Source organism: Thermogutta hypogea (assembly GCF_055386265.1).
This window is the reverse complement of the sequence record NZ_AP042425.1, coordinates 2,896,334-2,908,807: the sequence shown is the minus strand read 5'-3', so window position 1 is coordinate 2,908,807 and position 12,474 is coordinate 2,896,334. Positions and strand designations below refer to the sequence as shown.

At 63.4% G+C, this 12,474-nt stretch carries 12 protein-coding genes; 9 read left to right on the top strand and 3 right to left on the bottom strand.

The features are described 5' to 3' along the window. Positions 1-96 precede the first annotated feature (96 nt). The 3 genes from ACZ5B4_RS10460 to ACZ5B4_RS10450 all read left to right on the top strand — a co-directional run bounded on the left by ACZ5B4_RS10460 (position 97) and on the right by ACZ5B4_RS10450 (position 3,744). Positions 97-1,932, top strand: coding sequence for a rhamnogalacturonan lyase family protein (locus ACZ5B4_RS10460; RefSeq protein ID WP_464911170.1), 1,836 nt, complete (start codon positions 97-99; stop codon positions 1,930-1,932). A gap of 101 nt (positions 1,933-2,033) precedes the next feature. After that, positions 2,034-2,831 carry a nickel pincer cofactor biosynthesis protein LarB gene (gene larB, locus ACZ5B4_RS10455; RefSeq protein WP_464911169.1) on the top strand — a complete coding sequence of 266 codons (798 nt, stop codon included), beginning with the start codon at positions 2,034-2,036 and terminating at the stop codon, positions 2,829-2,831. Positions 2,832-2,850: 19 nt separating this feature from the next. Continuing rightward, positions 2,851-3,744, top strand: a complete 894-nt coding sequence (locus ACZ5B4_RS10450) for an NAD(P)H-hydrate dehydratase (protein ID WP_464914019.1) — start codon at positions 2,851-2,853, stop codon at positions 3,742-3,744. A gap of 34 nt (positions 3,745-3,778) precedes the next feature. Here the strand turns inward: ACZ5B4_RS10450 and ruvC are convergent, their stop codons facing one another. The 3 genes from ruvC to ispF form a co-directional block, all read right to left on the bottom strand. Then, positions 3,779-4,327, bottom strand: coding sequence for a crossover junction endodeoxyribonuclease RuvC (gene ruvC / locus ACZ5B4_RS10445; protein WP_464911168.1), 549 nt, complete (start codon positions 4,325-4,327; stop codon positions 3,779-3,781). Positions 4,328-4,391: 64 nt separating this feature from the next. Then, a complete protein-coding gene (gene cysS, locus ACZ5B4_RS10440; RefSeq protein ID WP_464911167.1) occupies positions 4,392-5,945 on the bottom strand; it encodes a cysteine--tRNA ligase in 1,554 nt (517 codons plus the stop codon). Between the two features lie 139 nt (positions 5,946-6,084). Further along, entirely contained in the window at positions 6,085-6,600 is a 516-nt protein-coding gene (gene ispF / locus ACZ5B4_RS10435; RefSeq protein WP_464911166.1) for a 2-C-methyl-D-erythritol 2,4-cyclodiphosphate synthase, read from the bottom strand. Positions 6,601-6,767: 167 nt separating this feature from the next. On the opposite strand from ispF, the gene ACZ5B4_RS10430 reads away from it, so the two are divergent. From ACZ5B4_RS10430 to ACZ5B4_RS10405, 6 genes are all read left to right on the top strand, one after another. Continuing rightward, a complete protein-coding gene (locus ACZ5B4_RS10430) occupies positions 6,768-7,790 on the top strand; it encodes an ABC transporter ATP-binding protein (protein ID WP_464914018.1) in 1,023 nt (340 codons plus the stop codon). 84 nt (positions 7,791-7,874) lie between these two features. After that, positions 7,875-8,705 (top strand): ABC transporter permease, encoded by an 831-nt coding sequence (locus ACZ5B4_RS10425; RefSeq protein ID WP_464911165.1) that lies wholly within the window; start codon positions 7,875-7,877, stop codon positions 8,703-8,705. Positions 8,706-8,711: 6 nt separating this feature from the next. Continuing rightward, entirely contained in the window at positions 8,712-9,548 is an 837-nt protein-coding gene (locus ACZ5B4_RS10420) for an ABC transporter permease (RefSeq protein ID WP_464911164.1), read from the top strand. Between the two features lie 100 nt (positions 9,549-9,648). Further along, positions 9,649-10,506 (top strand): sugar phosphate isomerase/epimerase family protein, encoded by an 858-nt coding sequence (locus ACZ5B4_RS10415; protein WP_464911163.1) that lies wholly within the window; start codon positions 9,649-9,651, stop codon positions 10,504-10,506. Positions 10,507-10,572: 66 nt separating this feature from the next. Beyond that, positions 10,573-11,478: a UbiA family prenyltransferase gene (locus ACZ5B4_RS10410; protein ID WP_464911162.1), complete on the top strand. Its 906-nt coding sequence runs from the start codon at positions 10,573-10,575 to the stop codon at positions 11,476-11,478. Positions 11,479-11,585: 107 nt separating this feature from the next. Continuing rightward, positions 11,586-12,434, top strand: a complete 849-nt coding sequence (locus ACZ5B4_RS10405; protein WP_464911161.1) for a sugar phosphate isomerase/epimerase family protein — start codon at positions 11,586-11,588, stop codon at positions 12,432-12,434. Positions 12,435-12,474 lie beyond the last annotated feature (40 nt).

Sequence of the window (12,474 nt, the reverse complement as noted above, 5' to 3'; positions counted from 1 at the left end):
CCGTCGGGCGCTGGATTCGGCGGCGGCGATCCCAAGTTGCCGTGGTAGCCGTGGCTACGTGATGTGTTCCAGCCTTTAGCCTGGGAGGGTCCCGCCATGTTCTCTGCCCGCCGACGGCCGCAGTCGCTTCCGACGTTCGTGGAAACGGTTTCCCACGCGGGAATGTGTGGTTCCCCATCCCGTTTGAGTTTCGGTGTCGCCGCGGTCCTTACCGCGGTCGGCCTGCTTGGGGCTTTCTCCCCGCTGCCGGTATCCGCCGCCGAGCGAGAAGACCTGAACCGCGGGGTCGTTGCCGTTGCGGCAGAGCAGGGGCAAGTGCACGTCAGTTGGCGGCTGTTGAAGAGCGATCCTTCCGGAGTGGGGTTTCACGTTTTCCGGCAAATCGGTCAAGCCAGAGCGGTTCGTTTGACCGCGAGGCCGGTCACGAAAACCACCGACTTTCGCGACATCAACGCGCCCCGGGGAAACCTGCGCTATTTCGTGCGGGCGGTAGTGGGTCGCCCGGAGCAGAGGCCGAGCGAAGCCGCGGCGGTCGTGGTGGCGGAAGGGGCGAGACCGTATGTTTCCATCCCCCTCGATGAAGGCGTCACGGTTCAAAAAGTCGGGATCGCCGACTTGGACGGCGACGGGGCGCTCGACCTTGTGATCAAGCACCCCGCCGACAACATCGACCCCTACGAGCAGTATTGGAAGCCCAGCCCCGATACTTATAAACTCGACGCGTACACGCTACAGGGCAAACGGCTTTGGCGTTACGATCTGGGCTGGGCCATCGAGCGGGGAATCTGGTATTCGCCGTACGTGGTCCATGACCTGGATGGCGACGGTAAGGCTGAAGTCGCGGTCAAGACGGGCGAGGGCGATCCCCGAGATTCCGACGGCCGCGTCCAGAGCGGGCCTGAGTATTGCACGATTTTGGACGGCGCGACCGGCCGCGAGGTTACTCGAACGGCTTGGCCCGCCCGCGAAGAGTTCCCCAGTTACAACTACGCCTCCCGCAACCAGTTGGCGGTGGCGTACCTGGACGGCAAGACGCCGTCGCTTTTGGTCCTCCGCGGTACCTATAACCGCATGATCGTCGTGGCGTATCGCTACCGGGAACAAAAGCTGGAGGAGCAGTGGCGCTGGGATAATCGCGAAGCCGGTAACGACGCCGCGGCGCGAAAGCTGTGGTGGGGGCAGGGCGCCCATTGGACCCAGGCCGCCGACGTGGACGGCGACGGAAAAGACGAGGTGATTCTCGGTTCCGTGGTCCTCGATGACGACGGGCGGCCGCTGTGGTCGGTGGGCTTGGGGCATCCCGACCATCTCTACGTCGGCGATCTCGATCCCGCGCTGCCCGGTTTGGAGATGTACTACGGCATCGAAACCCGACAGCCCAAGAACGGCATGTGCATGGTGGAGGCGGCGACGGGCAAGATTCTGTGGGGTTACGACGGCCCCACCCGGCATGTGCACAGCTACGGGATGTGCAGCGACATCGATGCCCGCTATCCCGGCGCCGAATGCTACAGCGCCGACACCGACCAAGAGAAGAAGTTCGCCTGGGCCAAGCTTTGGAGCGCCAAGGGCGAGGTGATCAGCGAGGAGAATTTGGGTGGGTTCGGTCCGCGGGTCGTCTATTGGGACGCGGACCCGCAAAGAGAATTGATCCTCGGTCGGGCCATCCGCGATTATGGAGGAGCGGAGCTTGCCCCCCGGCTGGAAGGCTCGTATGTGGCGACGGTCGATTTGATCGGTGACTGGCGAGAAGAGATCATCATGTCGCTGCCGGGCGAGTTGAGGGTTTACGTGACGACCATTCCCGCCCAGGACCGCCGCGACTGCCTGCTGCAAGACCCGATCTATCGGCTCAACGTGGTCATGGGCGCGATGGGCTACTATCAGTGCCCCATGCTCAGTTACGACATGGCGAGCACGCCCGCCCGCTGACACGGCGGGTGGGGAGTCCATCGCCGAACGTTTCGGTCGGGTTGGCAGGGGAGATACGCGCCCTCGGCCGGGCGAAGGTTTCCATTTCCCGAAAGGCGAACATGTTCGACGCTGCAAGACTCCGCGAATTGGCCGAGCAGTTGGTCGCCGGGCGGATGCCGGTGGAAGACTTCGTGAATCGGGCCACCTCGTGGGGGATCGCCGATGTGGGCGAGGCGCAGGTGGATTTGGACCGGGCCGGGCGCTGCGGCTTTCCCGAGGTGGTGTACGGCGAGGGAAAGACGGTGGAAGCGTTGGAAAAGATTCTCGCCGTGTTGATCGCCAACGGAGCCGATGCTTTTGCCACGCGCGTGTCCGCAGAGAAGGCGGAGGTCCTGCTGCGACGATTTCCCCAAGCCCGATATAACCCGGTGGCGCGGACGTTTCGCGTTCCGCTCGCGTCCTCGGCCGAGGAGCATAAGGTGCGCGGGATCGTAACCGTCGTCACGGCCGGGAGCAGCGATTTGCCGGTGGCGGAGGAGGCCAAGGAGACGGTTCTTTGGACCGGGGCGGAGGTGCGGTTCGTGCAAGATGTCGGCGTGGCGGGGCCGCACCGTTTGCGGGCGAATTTGCATCTGCTGCGAGATGCCGACGCCGTGGTCGTGGTGGCCGGCATGGAGGGCGCGCTGCCGAGCGTCGTCGGCGGTTTCACGGCCTGTCCCGTCATCGGCGTTCCCACCAGTGTCGGCTACGGCGCCAACTTCGGCGGCGTCTCGGCCTTGCTCAGCATGCTCAATAGCTGCGCGGCGAATGTGGTCGTGGTCAATATCGACGCGGGCTTCAAGGGCGGCTACGTGGCCGGCTTGATTGCGAAGAATGCCGCGCTGCGGCGGAGCAAGCAGGGCGCGGCGACCGGTTGAGTAGCGGAGAAAGGCCGTGATGATCCCGGCAGAGCCGCAAGACGCCGCACGTTGGGAACCGCTGCCGAAGGTCCCGCCGCGGCAGCCCGAGTCGCATAAGGGGGATTTCGGGACCGTGCTCGTCATCGGCGGCAGCCTGGGCATGGCGGGCGCCCCGGCCTTGGCCGGAATGGCGGCCTTGAGAGGCGGCGCCGGTCTGGTGCGGGTAGCCGTCCCCGAGCCTTGTTTGGCAATCACCGCCGGTTTCGAGCCTTCTTATATGGTCTTTCCTCTCCCCGCGGATCGGAAGGGTCGGGTGCGGGCGGCGGCCTACGACCTGATTCGTCGCCGCGCGGCGGGATGCGACTGGGTGGTCCTGGGGCCCGGTTTGGGAAGGTCGCTCGGGCTGGACGTACTCGTGGGACGGCTCTACCGAGAGTGTCCCCTGCCCATGGTGGTGGACGCCGACGCCCTGAACGCCCTGGCACGGGGCGACGGCACGCTTCCGGAGCCCGGCGGCCCTCGGGTATTGACTCCGCACCCCGGCGAATTCCGCCGCTTGGTTCCCTCGGCCGCCTGCGTCCGCTCCTGGGACGAAAAATGGGAGGCGGCGGCTGATTGCGCGTCGCGTTGGCGGGTCGTCTTGGTCTTGAAGGGGCACCGGACGTTCGTGACCGACGGCGTGCGGCGCTACCTCAACCGAACCGGCAACCCCGGCATGGCCACGGGCGGGTCGGGCGATGTCCTGTGCGGTCTGATCGCCGCCCTCGGGGCGCAAGGCTTCGATCCCTTCTCCGCTGCGCAATTGGGAGTCCATTTGCACGGAACGGCGGGCGACCTGGCGGCCGCGGAGCTGGGGCACCAAGGAATGATCGCCTCCGATCTGGTGCGGTTCTTGCCCCGCGCCTTTCTCCGCGCGACGGAAGGTGGTTGACCTTCGGGCCGACGGCGGATGTCGGTCGTGCGCGTCAACGTTTGCCGGGCAAATGGCCCGACAAACCGGCCGCCTGCATCCACTCCGTTTTCGTCCGCAGATAGTGGTGGCAGATGGCGATGGCCAGGGCGTCCGCCACGTCGGGAGGCTCGGGCGGCGCCGGCAACCCCAGCTCACGCTGGATCGCCCGTTGCACTTGATTCTTCGGTGCACGGCCGGAACCGGTCAGAAGCCGCTTGATTTGCGTGGCGGCGTAGGACACGATTTCCACATCGGCTTGCGCCGCCGCCAAACAGAGGGCACCGCGGGCATGGCCCATCAAGATGGCCGTTCGCGGACGGTCGTAGTGGGAATACAACTCTTCCAGGGCCATCACGCGAGGAGAATATGTCTCGATCAGTTCGCGCAGGCCGGAGTACAGGGATGCCAGCCGCGGTCCCAAGCCTCCGTTGCCGCCCCGAATGACGCCCGCCTCGCAAAAACGCAGCCCCTCCGGCGATGATTCGATCACGGCGTAGCCGGTCACGTTGAGGCCGGGATCCACCCCCAAGATTTGATATCGGCCGTTGAGATCCTGGGCCAAGGGAGAATTCTCCTCGCTCGTTTCGCGTCGCCGGCGTGAACGGTGGCGGGCCGCCCGTGGAGTGCTAGTCGTTGCGCAGACGCCATAGCGTCCCGTCGGGGCGGTCTTCCAGTGTGACTCCCAGCTCGGCCAAGCCGTCCCGGATGCGGTCGGCCATGGCGAAATTCTTGGCTTTACGGGCTTCGGAGCGGATCGCCACGAAGAGGTCCAGCAATTTCGGCGTCAAGCCGTCGTCGGGGCGTTTGTCTTTCTCCGAAACGGCCGGTTTGCGGAACATGCCGAGAATCGCGCCCAATTCCCGCAGCACGGTCGCCCCGCGCGTCAAGGCCTCGAGCAAGTCGGCGCAGCGTCGTGTCGGCTCTTCCAGCCGATGCTCGTCCACGAAGCGGTTCAAGCGCCGGAGGAGCTCGAAGAGTTCACCGATCGCGCCGCCCGTGTTGAAATCGTCGTCCATCATCTCCAGAAAACGCTTTCGGCGTTCGGCGACGTCGCGCAGGAAGGGGTCTTCACCGGGCGACCGATCCCCGTCTTCGCGGCGCGTCGGAGCCGGCAGGACGTAGAACGATCGGCCGGTGATTCGCTCGAACCGCTCGAAAAAGCGGTAGAACGCATCGAGGGCGGTCTCGATCTCGCGGAGACGGCGTTCGCTGAACTCGATCGGGCGGCGATAGTGCGACGACAGGATGAACAGCCGGATCGTCTCGGCCGAGAACTCTTGCAGCAATTCTCGAAACGGAGCGGCACCCTTGGATTTGCTGATCTTGCCCGCCGATTGGGCGTCCAAATCGTCTTCCGCCGGTCGGGTGGCGCGCCCGCCCACCTTGCCGATTTCGTCGGCGGCCTGCATCAAACCGTTGTGGAGCCAATATCGAACCATCGGCTTGCCGTGGCGGGCTTCGCTTTGGGCGATCTCGTTTTCGTGATGGGGGAAAACCAGGTCCAAGCCGCCGCCGTGGATATCGAAGGTCTCGCCCAGCAGGCCGCAACTCATGACCGAGCATTCGATGTGCCAACCCGGCCGGCCCGGCCCCCAGGGACTGGGCCAGGACGGTTCGCCCGGCTTGGCGCCTTTCCAAAGGGCGAAGTCGTACGGGGATCGTTTGCGGTCCGCCCCTTCGCCTCCGTCGTGGATCATGGCGTCCAGGCTGCGGCGACTCAGCTTGCCGTAGTCCGCCTTACGACCCACATCGAAATAGACGTCCCCCTGCGATTCGTAGGCGAATCCCCGGTCGATCAAATCCTGTACGAAGCGGATGATGTTTTCGATGTTCTCCGTGGCTCGGGGGAAATGGTCGATCGTATCGATCCCCATCGCATCGAGGTTCCGCATATAATCGGCGATCATTTCCTCGGCCAGCGCCGACATCGCGATCCCCCGGCGTTGACTCTCCGCGATCAACTTGTCGTCCACGTCGGTGATGTTGACGACCCAGGTCACGTCGTACCCGCAGTAACGAAGGAATCGCTTGATGGCATCGAAAATGACGGGTCCGACCATGTGACCGATGTGGCTCGGCTTGTACACCGTGGGGCCGCATAGGTAGATGCCGACCTTTCCCGGTCGAATCGTTTGAAACGGCTCTTTCTGACGGGTCAGCGTGTTGTAAACCTGGATCATACGCGGCACCTGAGCGGCGAGTCTTATTGTTCCTGTTTTTCGCGGAGAACCTTCCGCCGAATCGTCGTCCGGGGAGTGGAAAGCCAAGGAGTCCGGCGACCGCGCCGGGAAGTCGGGCAATCCATGACGCGCCGGAGGATCACCGCCGTTCCTCACGGATCAATAGGGCCGCGCACTCCGCGGCGACGGCCTCTTCCGTTCCGATCGGACCGACTCCTTCTCCCGTCTTTCCTTTTACCGAGACTTGTTCCGGTTCCACGCCCAAAATCTCCGCAATGCGACGTTGGATTGCCTGCCGATACGGGGCGATCTTGGGTCGCTGGGCGAAGACAATGGCATCGAGGTTGACGAGGCTCCAGCCCTTTTGCCGCACCGCCGCCCAGGCCGAAGCAAGCATGTCGGCGGAATCCTTACCCTTATTGGCGGGATCGGTGTCCGGGAACCATTGTCCGATGTCCCCCAGCCCGGCGGCTCCCAGCAGCGCATCCGTCACGGCGTGGAGCAAGATGTCGGCATCGCTGTGTCCCACTGCCCCGCGGTCGAAGGGAACGGCGACGCCTCCGATCATGATCGGCCCGGACCCACCCAGGCGGTGGGTGTCATGCCCCAGCCCTACACGGAATTCCAAAACGTTTCCCTCTCTTGGAGCGTCCATTCAACTTCCACTTGGATGCCGGTGATGCCCCGCCGCAAGCGGTAGCGACCGGCAAAAATGCGGCATCGTCGCGGCCGCAACGCGAAACGGATTATATCGCCGCCCGGCCGGTCGTACAATCGCACCACTTTCCGCCGCTTTCGACGGCCCACTATAATCAGGGCATGATGTATGCCATCGAGACGAACAAACTCACCAAACATTATCGCGTTTACTCCAAAAAAGAAGGCCTGCTTCCATCTCTGGTGGGGTTGATTCGCCGTGAATATCGCGACGTGGAGGCCGTCCGGGGAATCGACCTGCGAGTGGAGCCGGGGGAGTTCGTGGCGTTCTTGGGGCCGAACGGGGCGGGGAAGACCACGACCCTCAAACTGTTATCCGGAATCATCACGCCGACGTCCGGATCGGCCTCGGTACTGGGATATACCCCTTGGAGGCGTGAGAACGCCTATCGGCGGCGTTTTGCCCTGGTGATGGGCCAAAAAAACCAGCTTTGGTGGGATTTGCCGGCGGCGGAGTCCTTTCGGCTGCATCAGCAAATCTACGACATCCCGGAAGCGGTTTTTCGCCGTACCTTGGACGAGCTGACCGGCATGATGCAGGTCGAGTCGCTCTTGAACCGGCCGGTTCGCGAGCTTTCGCTGGGCGAACGGATGCGCATGGAATTGATCGCGGCACTCCTGCATTCTCCCGACGTGTTGTTCTTGGACGAGCCGACCATCGGGCTGGACGTGACGGCGCAGTTCACCATCCACCAGTTTTTGCGGCACTACCAGCAGACGCGGGGGACGACCATCCTCCTCACCAGCCACTACATGAAGGATGTGGCCGCGCTGTGCCGCCGCGTGATCGTGATCGCGGGCGGGCGATTGATCTACGACGGTTCCTTGGCCGGATTGGTGGAGCGCTTCGGCGGATACAAGATCATCTCGGTGCTGTTCAGCGACGGCGAGATTCCCGGCGATTTGGAGCGATTCGGGCGGATCGTGTCGCAGGAGCCGCCGCGGGTACGCTTGCGCGTCGATCGGCAGGTGGTCACGGCGACGTTGCGGGAACTGTTGGCCCGGTACGCCGCCGACGACGTAAGCGTCGAAGATCCGCCTTTGGAAGAAGTCGTTTCGTCGCTGTTCGCTTCGGCCGCTCAAGGGGCGGACGAAGCGGCGACTTCGGTGTCGCTTGCCCATTCATAAGCCCCGTCGCCGGAAGGCCCGCCGGGTGTTGCGGAACCCTCCGAGATCCTCGACCCCGTGCCGAGCCGGTTTTTCAAAGTACCAATGGCAAACACGGCATCCACCGCCTGGACGATCCTTCGCATCAGCATGGAAGAGCGCCTCGTTTATCGGGGTGACTTCATGCTGGGGACGTTGATGCGGTTCTTGCCGATCGTCACCCAAATCTTCCTCTGGGCGGCCGTGTTCTCGGCGATGGAGGCCGTGATGACCGGCGACGTCACCGTGGCCGGATACCGCTATCACGACATGGTGGCCTATTATTTGCTGACCATGCTCAGCCGCGCCTTCTCCAGCATGCCGGGGTTGGCCTCCGGCATCGCGCGCGAGATTCGTTCCGGGACCATCAAGCGATTCTTGGTACAGCCGGTCGATATGCTGCTTTTCCTGTTTCTGTACAGGACCGCGCACAAGCTGGTCTATTACGGCGTGGCATTGATCCCGTTCGCCTTGGTGTTTTACTTGTGCCGCGGCTTTTTCGTGGAGACTCCCCAGGGTTGGGTTTGGGCGGCGTACGCGGCCTCGCTGCTGATGGCGTTCCTGCTGGGCTTCTTTCTGGAAGCCACGATCGGCATGTTGGGGTTCTGGTTCTTGGAGGTCAGCTCGCTGCTGTTCATCTATATGCTGCTCAGTTTCTTTTTCTCGGGCCACATGTTCCCGATCGACATGCTGCCGCAGCCTTGGGCGACGGCCGTGAAAATGATTCCGCTGCAATATCTGGCGTATTTTCCGGCGGCGGTGTTCTTGGGGAAGGTGCAGGGCGCGGCCTTGGCGCAAGGGTTGGCCGTGCAAGCGGTCTGGACGCTGGTTTTCTTCTTGTCGGCTCGTTGGGCTTGGCGGTGCGGCACCCGCCGCTATAGCGCCTTCGGAGGGTGATCGTCGATGACGCGCTTCGCTCGTCCCTGGGCCGTCTTCCTGACCTTCGCGCGGAACAGCCTGATCCGCGACATGACCTTTCGCGCCAACTTCCTGATCGAACTCGCCTCGTCGCTGTCGTGGGTCTTCATGAACCTGGGTTTTTATCTGTTGATTTTCCAATATACACCCTCCATCGGCGCGGGTACGGGTTGGGGGAAATGGGAGTTCTTCGCCTTCGCCGGCACGGGCCTGATCATCAACAGCGTGACCGGCATGTTCTTCATGACCAACGGCGACGAATTCGGCGAGATGATTCGCACGGGCACGCTCGACTTCGCCCTGCTCAAGCCCATCGATACACAGTTCCTGGTTTCCTTGCAGCGGGTGGAATGGTCCAGCAGCGGGAACTTATTGGTGGGGATTGCCTTGGTGCTGGTTTCCGCGTCCCATATCCAAGCCCCCATCGGGCCGTTGCAAGCGGCCCTCTACGGGATGTTCTTGATTTGCGGGGTGGTGATTCTGTACAGTCTGCTATTCAGCTTTGCTGCGGTGAGCGTATGGCTGGGGCGGAATACCTCGCTTTTGGATTTTTGGTTTTACATCGTGAGCTTCAGCCGCTATCCCATGGAGATCTACCAGGGCCGGCTGGGAAGTCCGATCCGCTGGTTTTTCTCGTTTATCATTCCCGTGTTGGTGGCCGTCAACGTGCCGGCCCGCGTACTGGTGCGACCGCTCTATCCGCAGGCAACGGGAGACTGGTTGTTCGCGCTCGGCGCTCCGGTCGCCGCGGCCGCGAGTTTCGCCGTCTGTCGCTGGATCTTCACCCTTGCCCTGCGGAGTTACCGCAGCGCGAGCAGCTAGGGGAGATGCTCGGCGATATCCGAACGGCGCCTCGATCCGGAATTTCACCCTGGAACGCCGGTGAAAAGGCGTCCTTGCTCGCAAGAAGGTATTTCGCTCGATGAAATGGTCCTACAGCTCCAACGCTTACATGAGGTTTTCCCTGGAGGAGACGGCGCGGCGCATCGCCGCCCTCGGTTTCGCCGGCCTGGAACTGTTGGCGGACGTGCCGCATGCCTGGCCTGCCGGGCTGCTTCCTCGCACCGCCGACGCGATCCGTGAAACCCTGGATCGCCACGGCCTTCAAATCGCCAACATCAACGCCTTCATGATGAATGCCGTCGCGGATCCTCGGCAGCCGTATTGGCACCCCTCGTGGATCGAGCCGAGCTGGGAGTATCGGGCGATTCGCCGAGAGCATACCAAGCGGGCGATCGAGCTGGCGGCGGCCCTGGGCGCGCCGGGGCTTCAGACGGAGCCGGGCGGTCCGATTCCGCCGGGCTATTCCCGACGCCATGCCCTCCAAATCTTCTACGATGAGTTGATGCCTTGCGTCGAAACCGCCGAGCGGTTGGGCGTCGATCTCTTGATCGAGCCCGAGCCGGAACTCCTCATCGAACGGCCGGAGCAATACCTGGAGTTTGCGGAGCGGGTCGATTCGCCTCGATTGGGCTTGAACTTCGACATCGGGCACTTTTTCTGCGTGGGCGAAGAGCCGCAGCACTGGGTCCCCCTACTGGCGTCCCACACACGGCACTACCACATCGAGGACATCCCGCCCGACCGGCGACATCGCCATTTGGTTCCCGGCCGGGGGGCGATCGACTTGGCGGCCGTATTGCGCGCCATCCGTGACTCCGGGTATCAGGGCTGGGTCACCGTCGAGCTGTATCCGTATCTCGATCAACCGGACGAGGCGGGTGCCGAGTCCCTGGCGTACTTGAAGCGGTTGCTTGGCGACTCCTCGGCGGGAGGTTGAAGCCGTCAGCATGTCGGCCCACGCAGTTTTCGCATGGACCTCGGCGCGCGGCGGAAGAGGATACCCATGAATCCTATCCGCGGTTATTTGCAGTTGATCCGCCTGCCCAATCTGTTTACGACGGCGGCCGACGTCTTGGCCGGGACGGCGGTGGCCGCCGCCGCGGGAACGGGCGGTGACGAGTACACGCTCCTGGGTTTGGTGCTTTCCTCGCTGTGCCTCTACGCGGGCGGGGTGGCGCTGAACGACTGGGTCGATCGCGATCGGGATGCTCGCGAGGCGCCGCATCGGCCGATCCCGTCGGGGGCGGTCTCCGCCCGAGCGGCCCTCCGTCTTGCCGTGGTCCTGTTGACGGGCGGAACGCTGGCGGCCTTCGCGGTGGCTTTGGTGCTGTCCTCCGCGGCGACCGCCGTGACGGCCGTTTGCTTAACGTCGAGCATCGTTTTCTACAATTTGGTTGCCAAGAATCGGCTTTTCGGCCCCGCCGCCATGGGGCTGTGCCGCTGCCTGAACTGGCTCTTGGCCATGAGTCCCGCCGCCCTAGTGTGGACCCTGCCGCACTGGGCGCTGCCCGTCGGAATGGGGATTTACATCGCGGGCATCAGTTGGTTCGCGAGGCAGGAGACGGCCGTTTCGTCACGCTTCTACCTGGCGTTGGGCTGGACGCATTGGCTGGTGGGAATCGCCGTATTCGGCATCTTCGGGATGGTTTACGAAAACGTGGCGGTGGATCGTTGGCGTTGGGCGGCGTTGCTGGCACTGATCGCGCTGTGGCTGACCGTGCGAACCCTGTGGGCGGTCCAGAACCCGCAACCGCGACGGGTGCAACTGGTGGTCACGCAGGCGATCTTGGCCGTCGTGGTCTTGGACGCCGCGGCGGTTTTCGCAGTAGCGGGGCCGGTACTCGCGATTCCGGTCTTGGCCTTGATCTTGCCCGCCGGATGGCTGGGCCGTTGGCTGTACTCCACGTGAAGGATGGCCGCAGGCACGCATCGGCCGTGCCTACCGGCGTGCTTCAACGGACCGTGTTCGCGGCCCACGTTGCGGCGTTCCATCCGCGATCCTTGCGAGACGAAGTCATGTTCCCCGCGTACAACACCAATGGGCTGCCGCATCACGACCCCTTGGCTGCCGTCGCCGGCCTGGCCCGGATCGGCTACCGAGGCGTGGCTTTGACCGTGGATCACTACCTGCTCGCCCCGAATCACCCGCACTCTCCGAGGCAACTCGCCGACTTGAAAGCCGTCTTGGATCGTTACGGCTTGGATTCCGCCATCGAGACGGGCGGCCGTTTTCTGCTCGATCCTTGGCGAAAACATGAACCTTCCCTGATGACGGCGGATTCCCGAGAAAGGCGGCGACGGCTCGACTTCTATCGCCATGCGGTGGATTGTGCGGTCGCGCTCGGCAGCCGTTGCGTTTCGCTTTGGTCCGGCCGCGTCGCCGACGACCCGTCCTCCGAGTCCGCGCTTTGGGAACGTTTGACGGCAGGGCTAAGGGAAACCTGCGAGTATGCGGCCGATCACAACATCAAGATAGCCTTCGAGCCGGAACCCGACATGTGGATCGACACTACGGAAAAAGGTTTGCGGCTCTTGGACCGCGTACGGCATCCCAACCTTTTCTTGACGTTGGACATCGGCCATCTGCAATGCCAGGGTGAATTGCCCGTCGGGAGATACCTCCGCCTTTGCGGCGAGCGGTTGATCCACGTCCATCTGGACGATGCGCGGCGCGGCACCCATGAGCACTTGATGCTCGGGCAAGGTGAGGTCGATTGGACGGAAGTCTTGCGAAGCCTTCACGAAATGGGTTATCAAGGGGCATTGGCCGTGGAGTTGAGCCGCCATGGGCATTTGGGATTGCAGGCGGCGGCGGAAGCCTACGCCTTTCTCAAACCGCGGCTCGATTCGTTGCCGAGGGCGTAGCACGTCAACGTGGCGAACGTGCGACGTGGAACAAGAGGTA

Bases quoted from the DNA above. Each gene is read 5' to 3' on its own strand.
- ACZ5B4_RS10460 (WP_464911170.1), top strand. From the start codon at position 97: ATGTTCTCTGCCCGCCGACGGCCGCAGTCGCTTCCGACGTTCGTGGAA.
- larB (WP_464911169.1), top strand. From the start codon at position 2,034: ATGTTCGACGCTGCAAGACTCCGCGAATTGGCCGAGCAGTTGGTCGCC.
- ACZ5B4_RS10450 (WP_464914019.1), top strand. From the start codon at position 2,851: ATGATCCCGGCAGAGCCGCAAGACGCCGCACGTTGGGAACCGCTGCCG.
- cysS (WP_464911167.1), bottom strand. From the start codon at position 5,945: ATGATCCAGGTTTACAACACGCTGACCCGTCAGAAAGAGCCGTTTCAA.
- ispF (WP_464911166.1), bottom strand. From the start codon at position 6,600: ATGGACGCTCCAAGAGAGGGAAACGTTTTGGAATTCCGTGTAGGGCTG.
- ACZ5B4_RS10430 (WP_464914018.1), top strand. From the start codon at position 6,768: ATGTATGCCATCGAGACGAACAAACTCACCAAACATTATCGCGTTTAC.
- ACZ5B4_RS10425 (WP_464911165.1), top strand. From the start codon at position 7,875: ATGGCAAACACGGCATCCACCGCCTGGACGATCCTTCGCATCAGCATG.
- ACZ5B4_RS10420 (WP_464911164.1), top strand. From the start codon at position 8,712: ATGACGCGCTTCGCTCGTCCCTGGGCCGTCTTCCTGACCTTCGCGCGG.
- ACZ5B4_RS10415 (WP_464911163.1), top strand. From the start codon at position 9,649: ATGAAATGGTCCTACAGCTCCAACGCTTACATGAGGTTTTCCCTGGAG.
- ACZ5B4_RS10410 (WP_464911162.1), top strand. From the start codon at position 10,573: ATGAATCCTATCCGCGGTTATTTGCAGTTGATCCGCCTGCCCAATCTG.
- ACZ5B4_RS10405 (WP_464911161.1), top strand. From the start codon at position 11,586: ATGTTCCCCGCGTACAACACCAATGGGCTGCCGCATCACGACCCCTTG.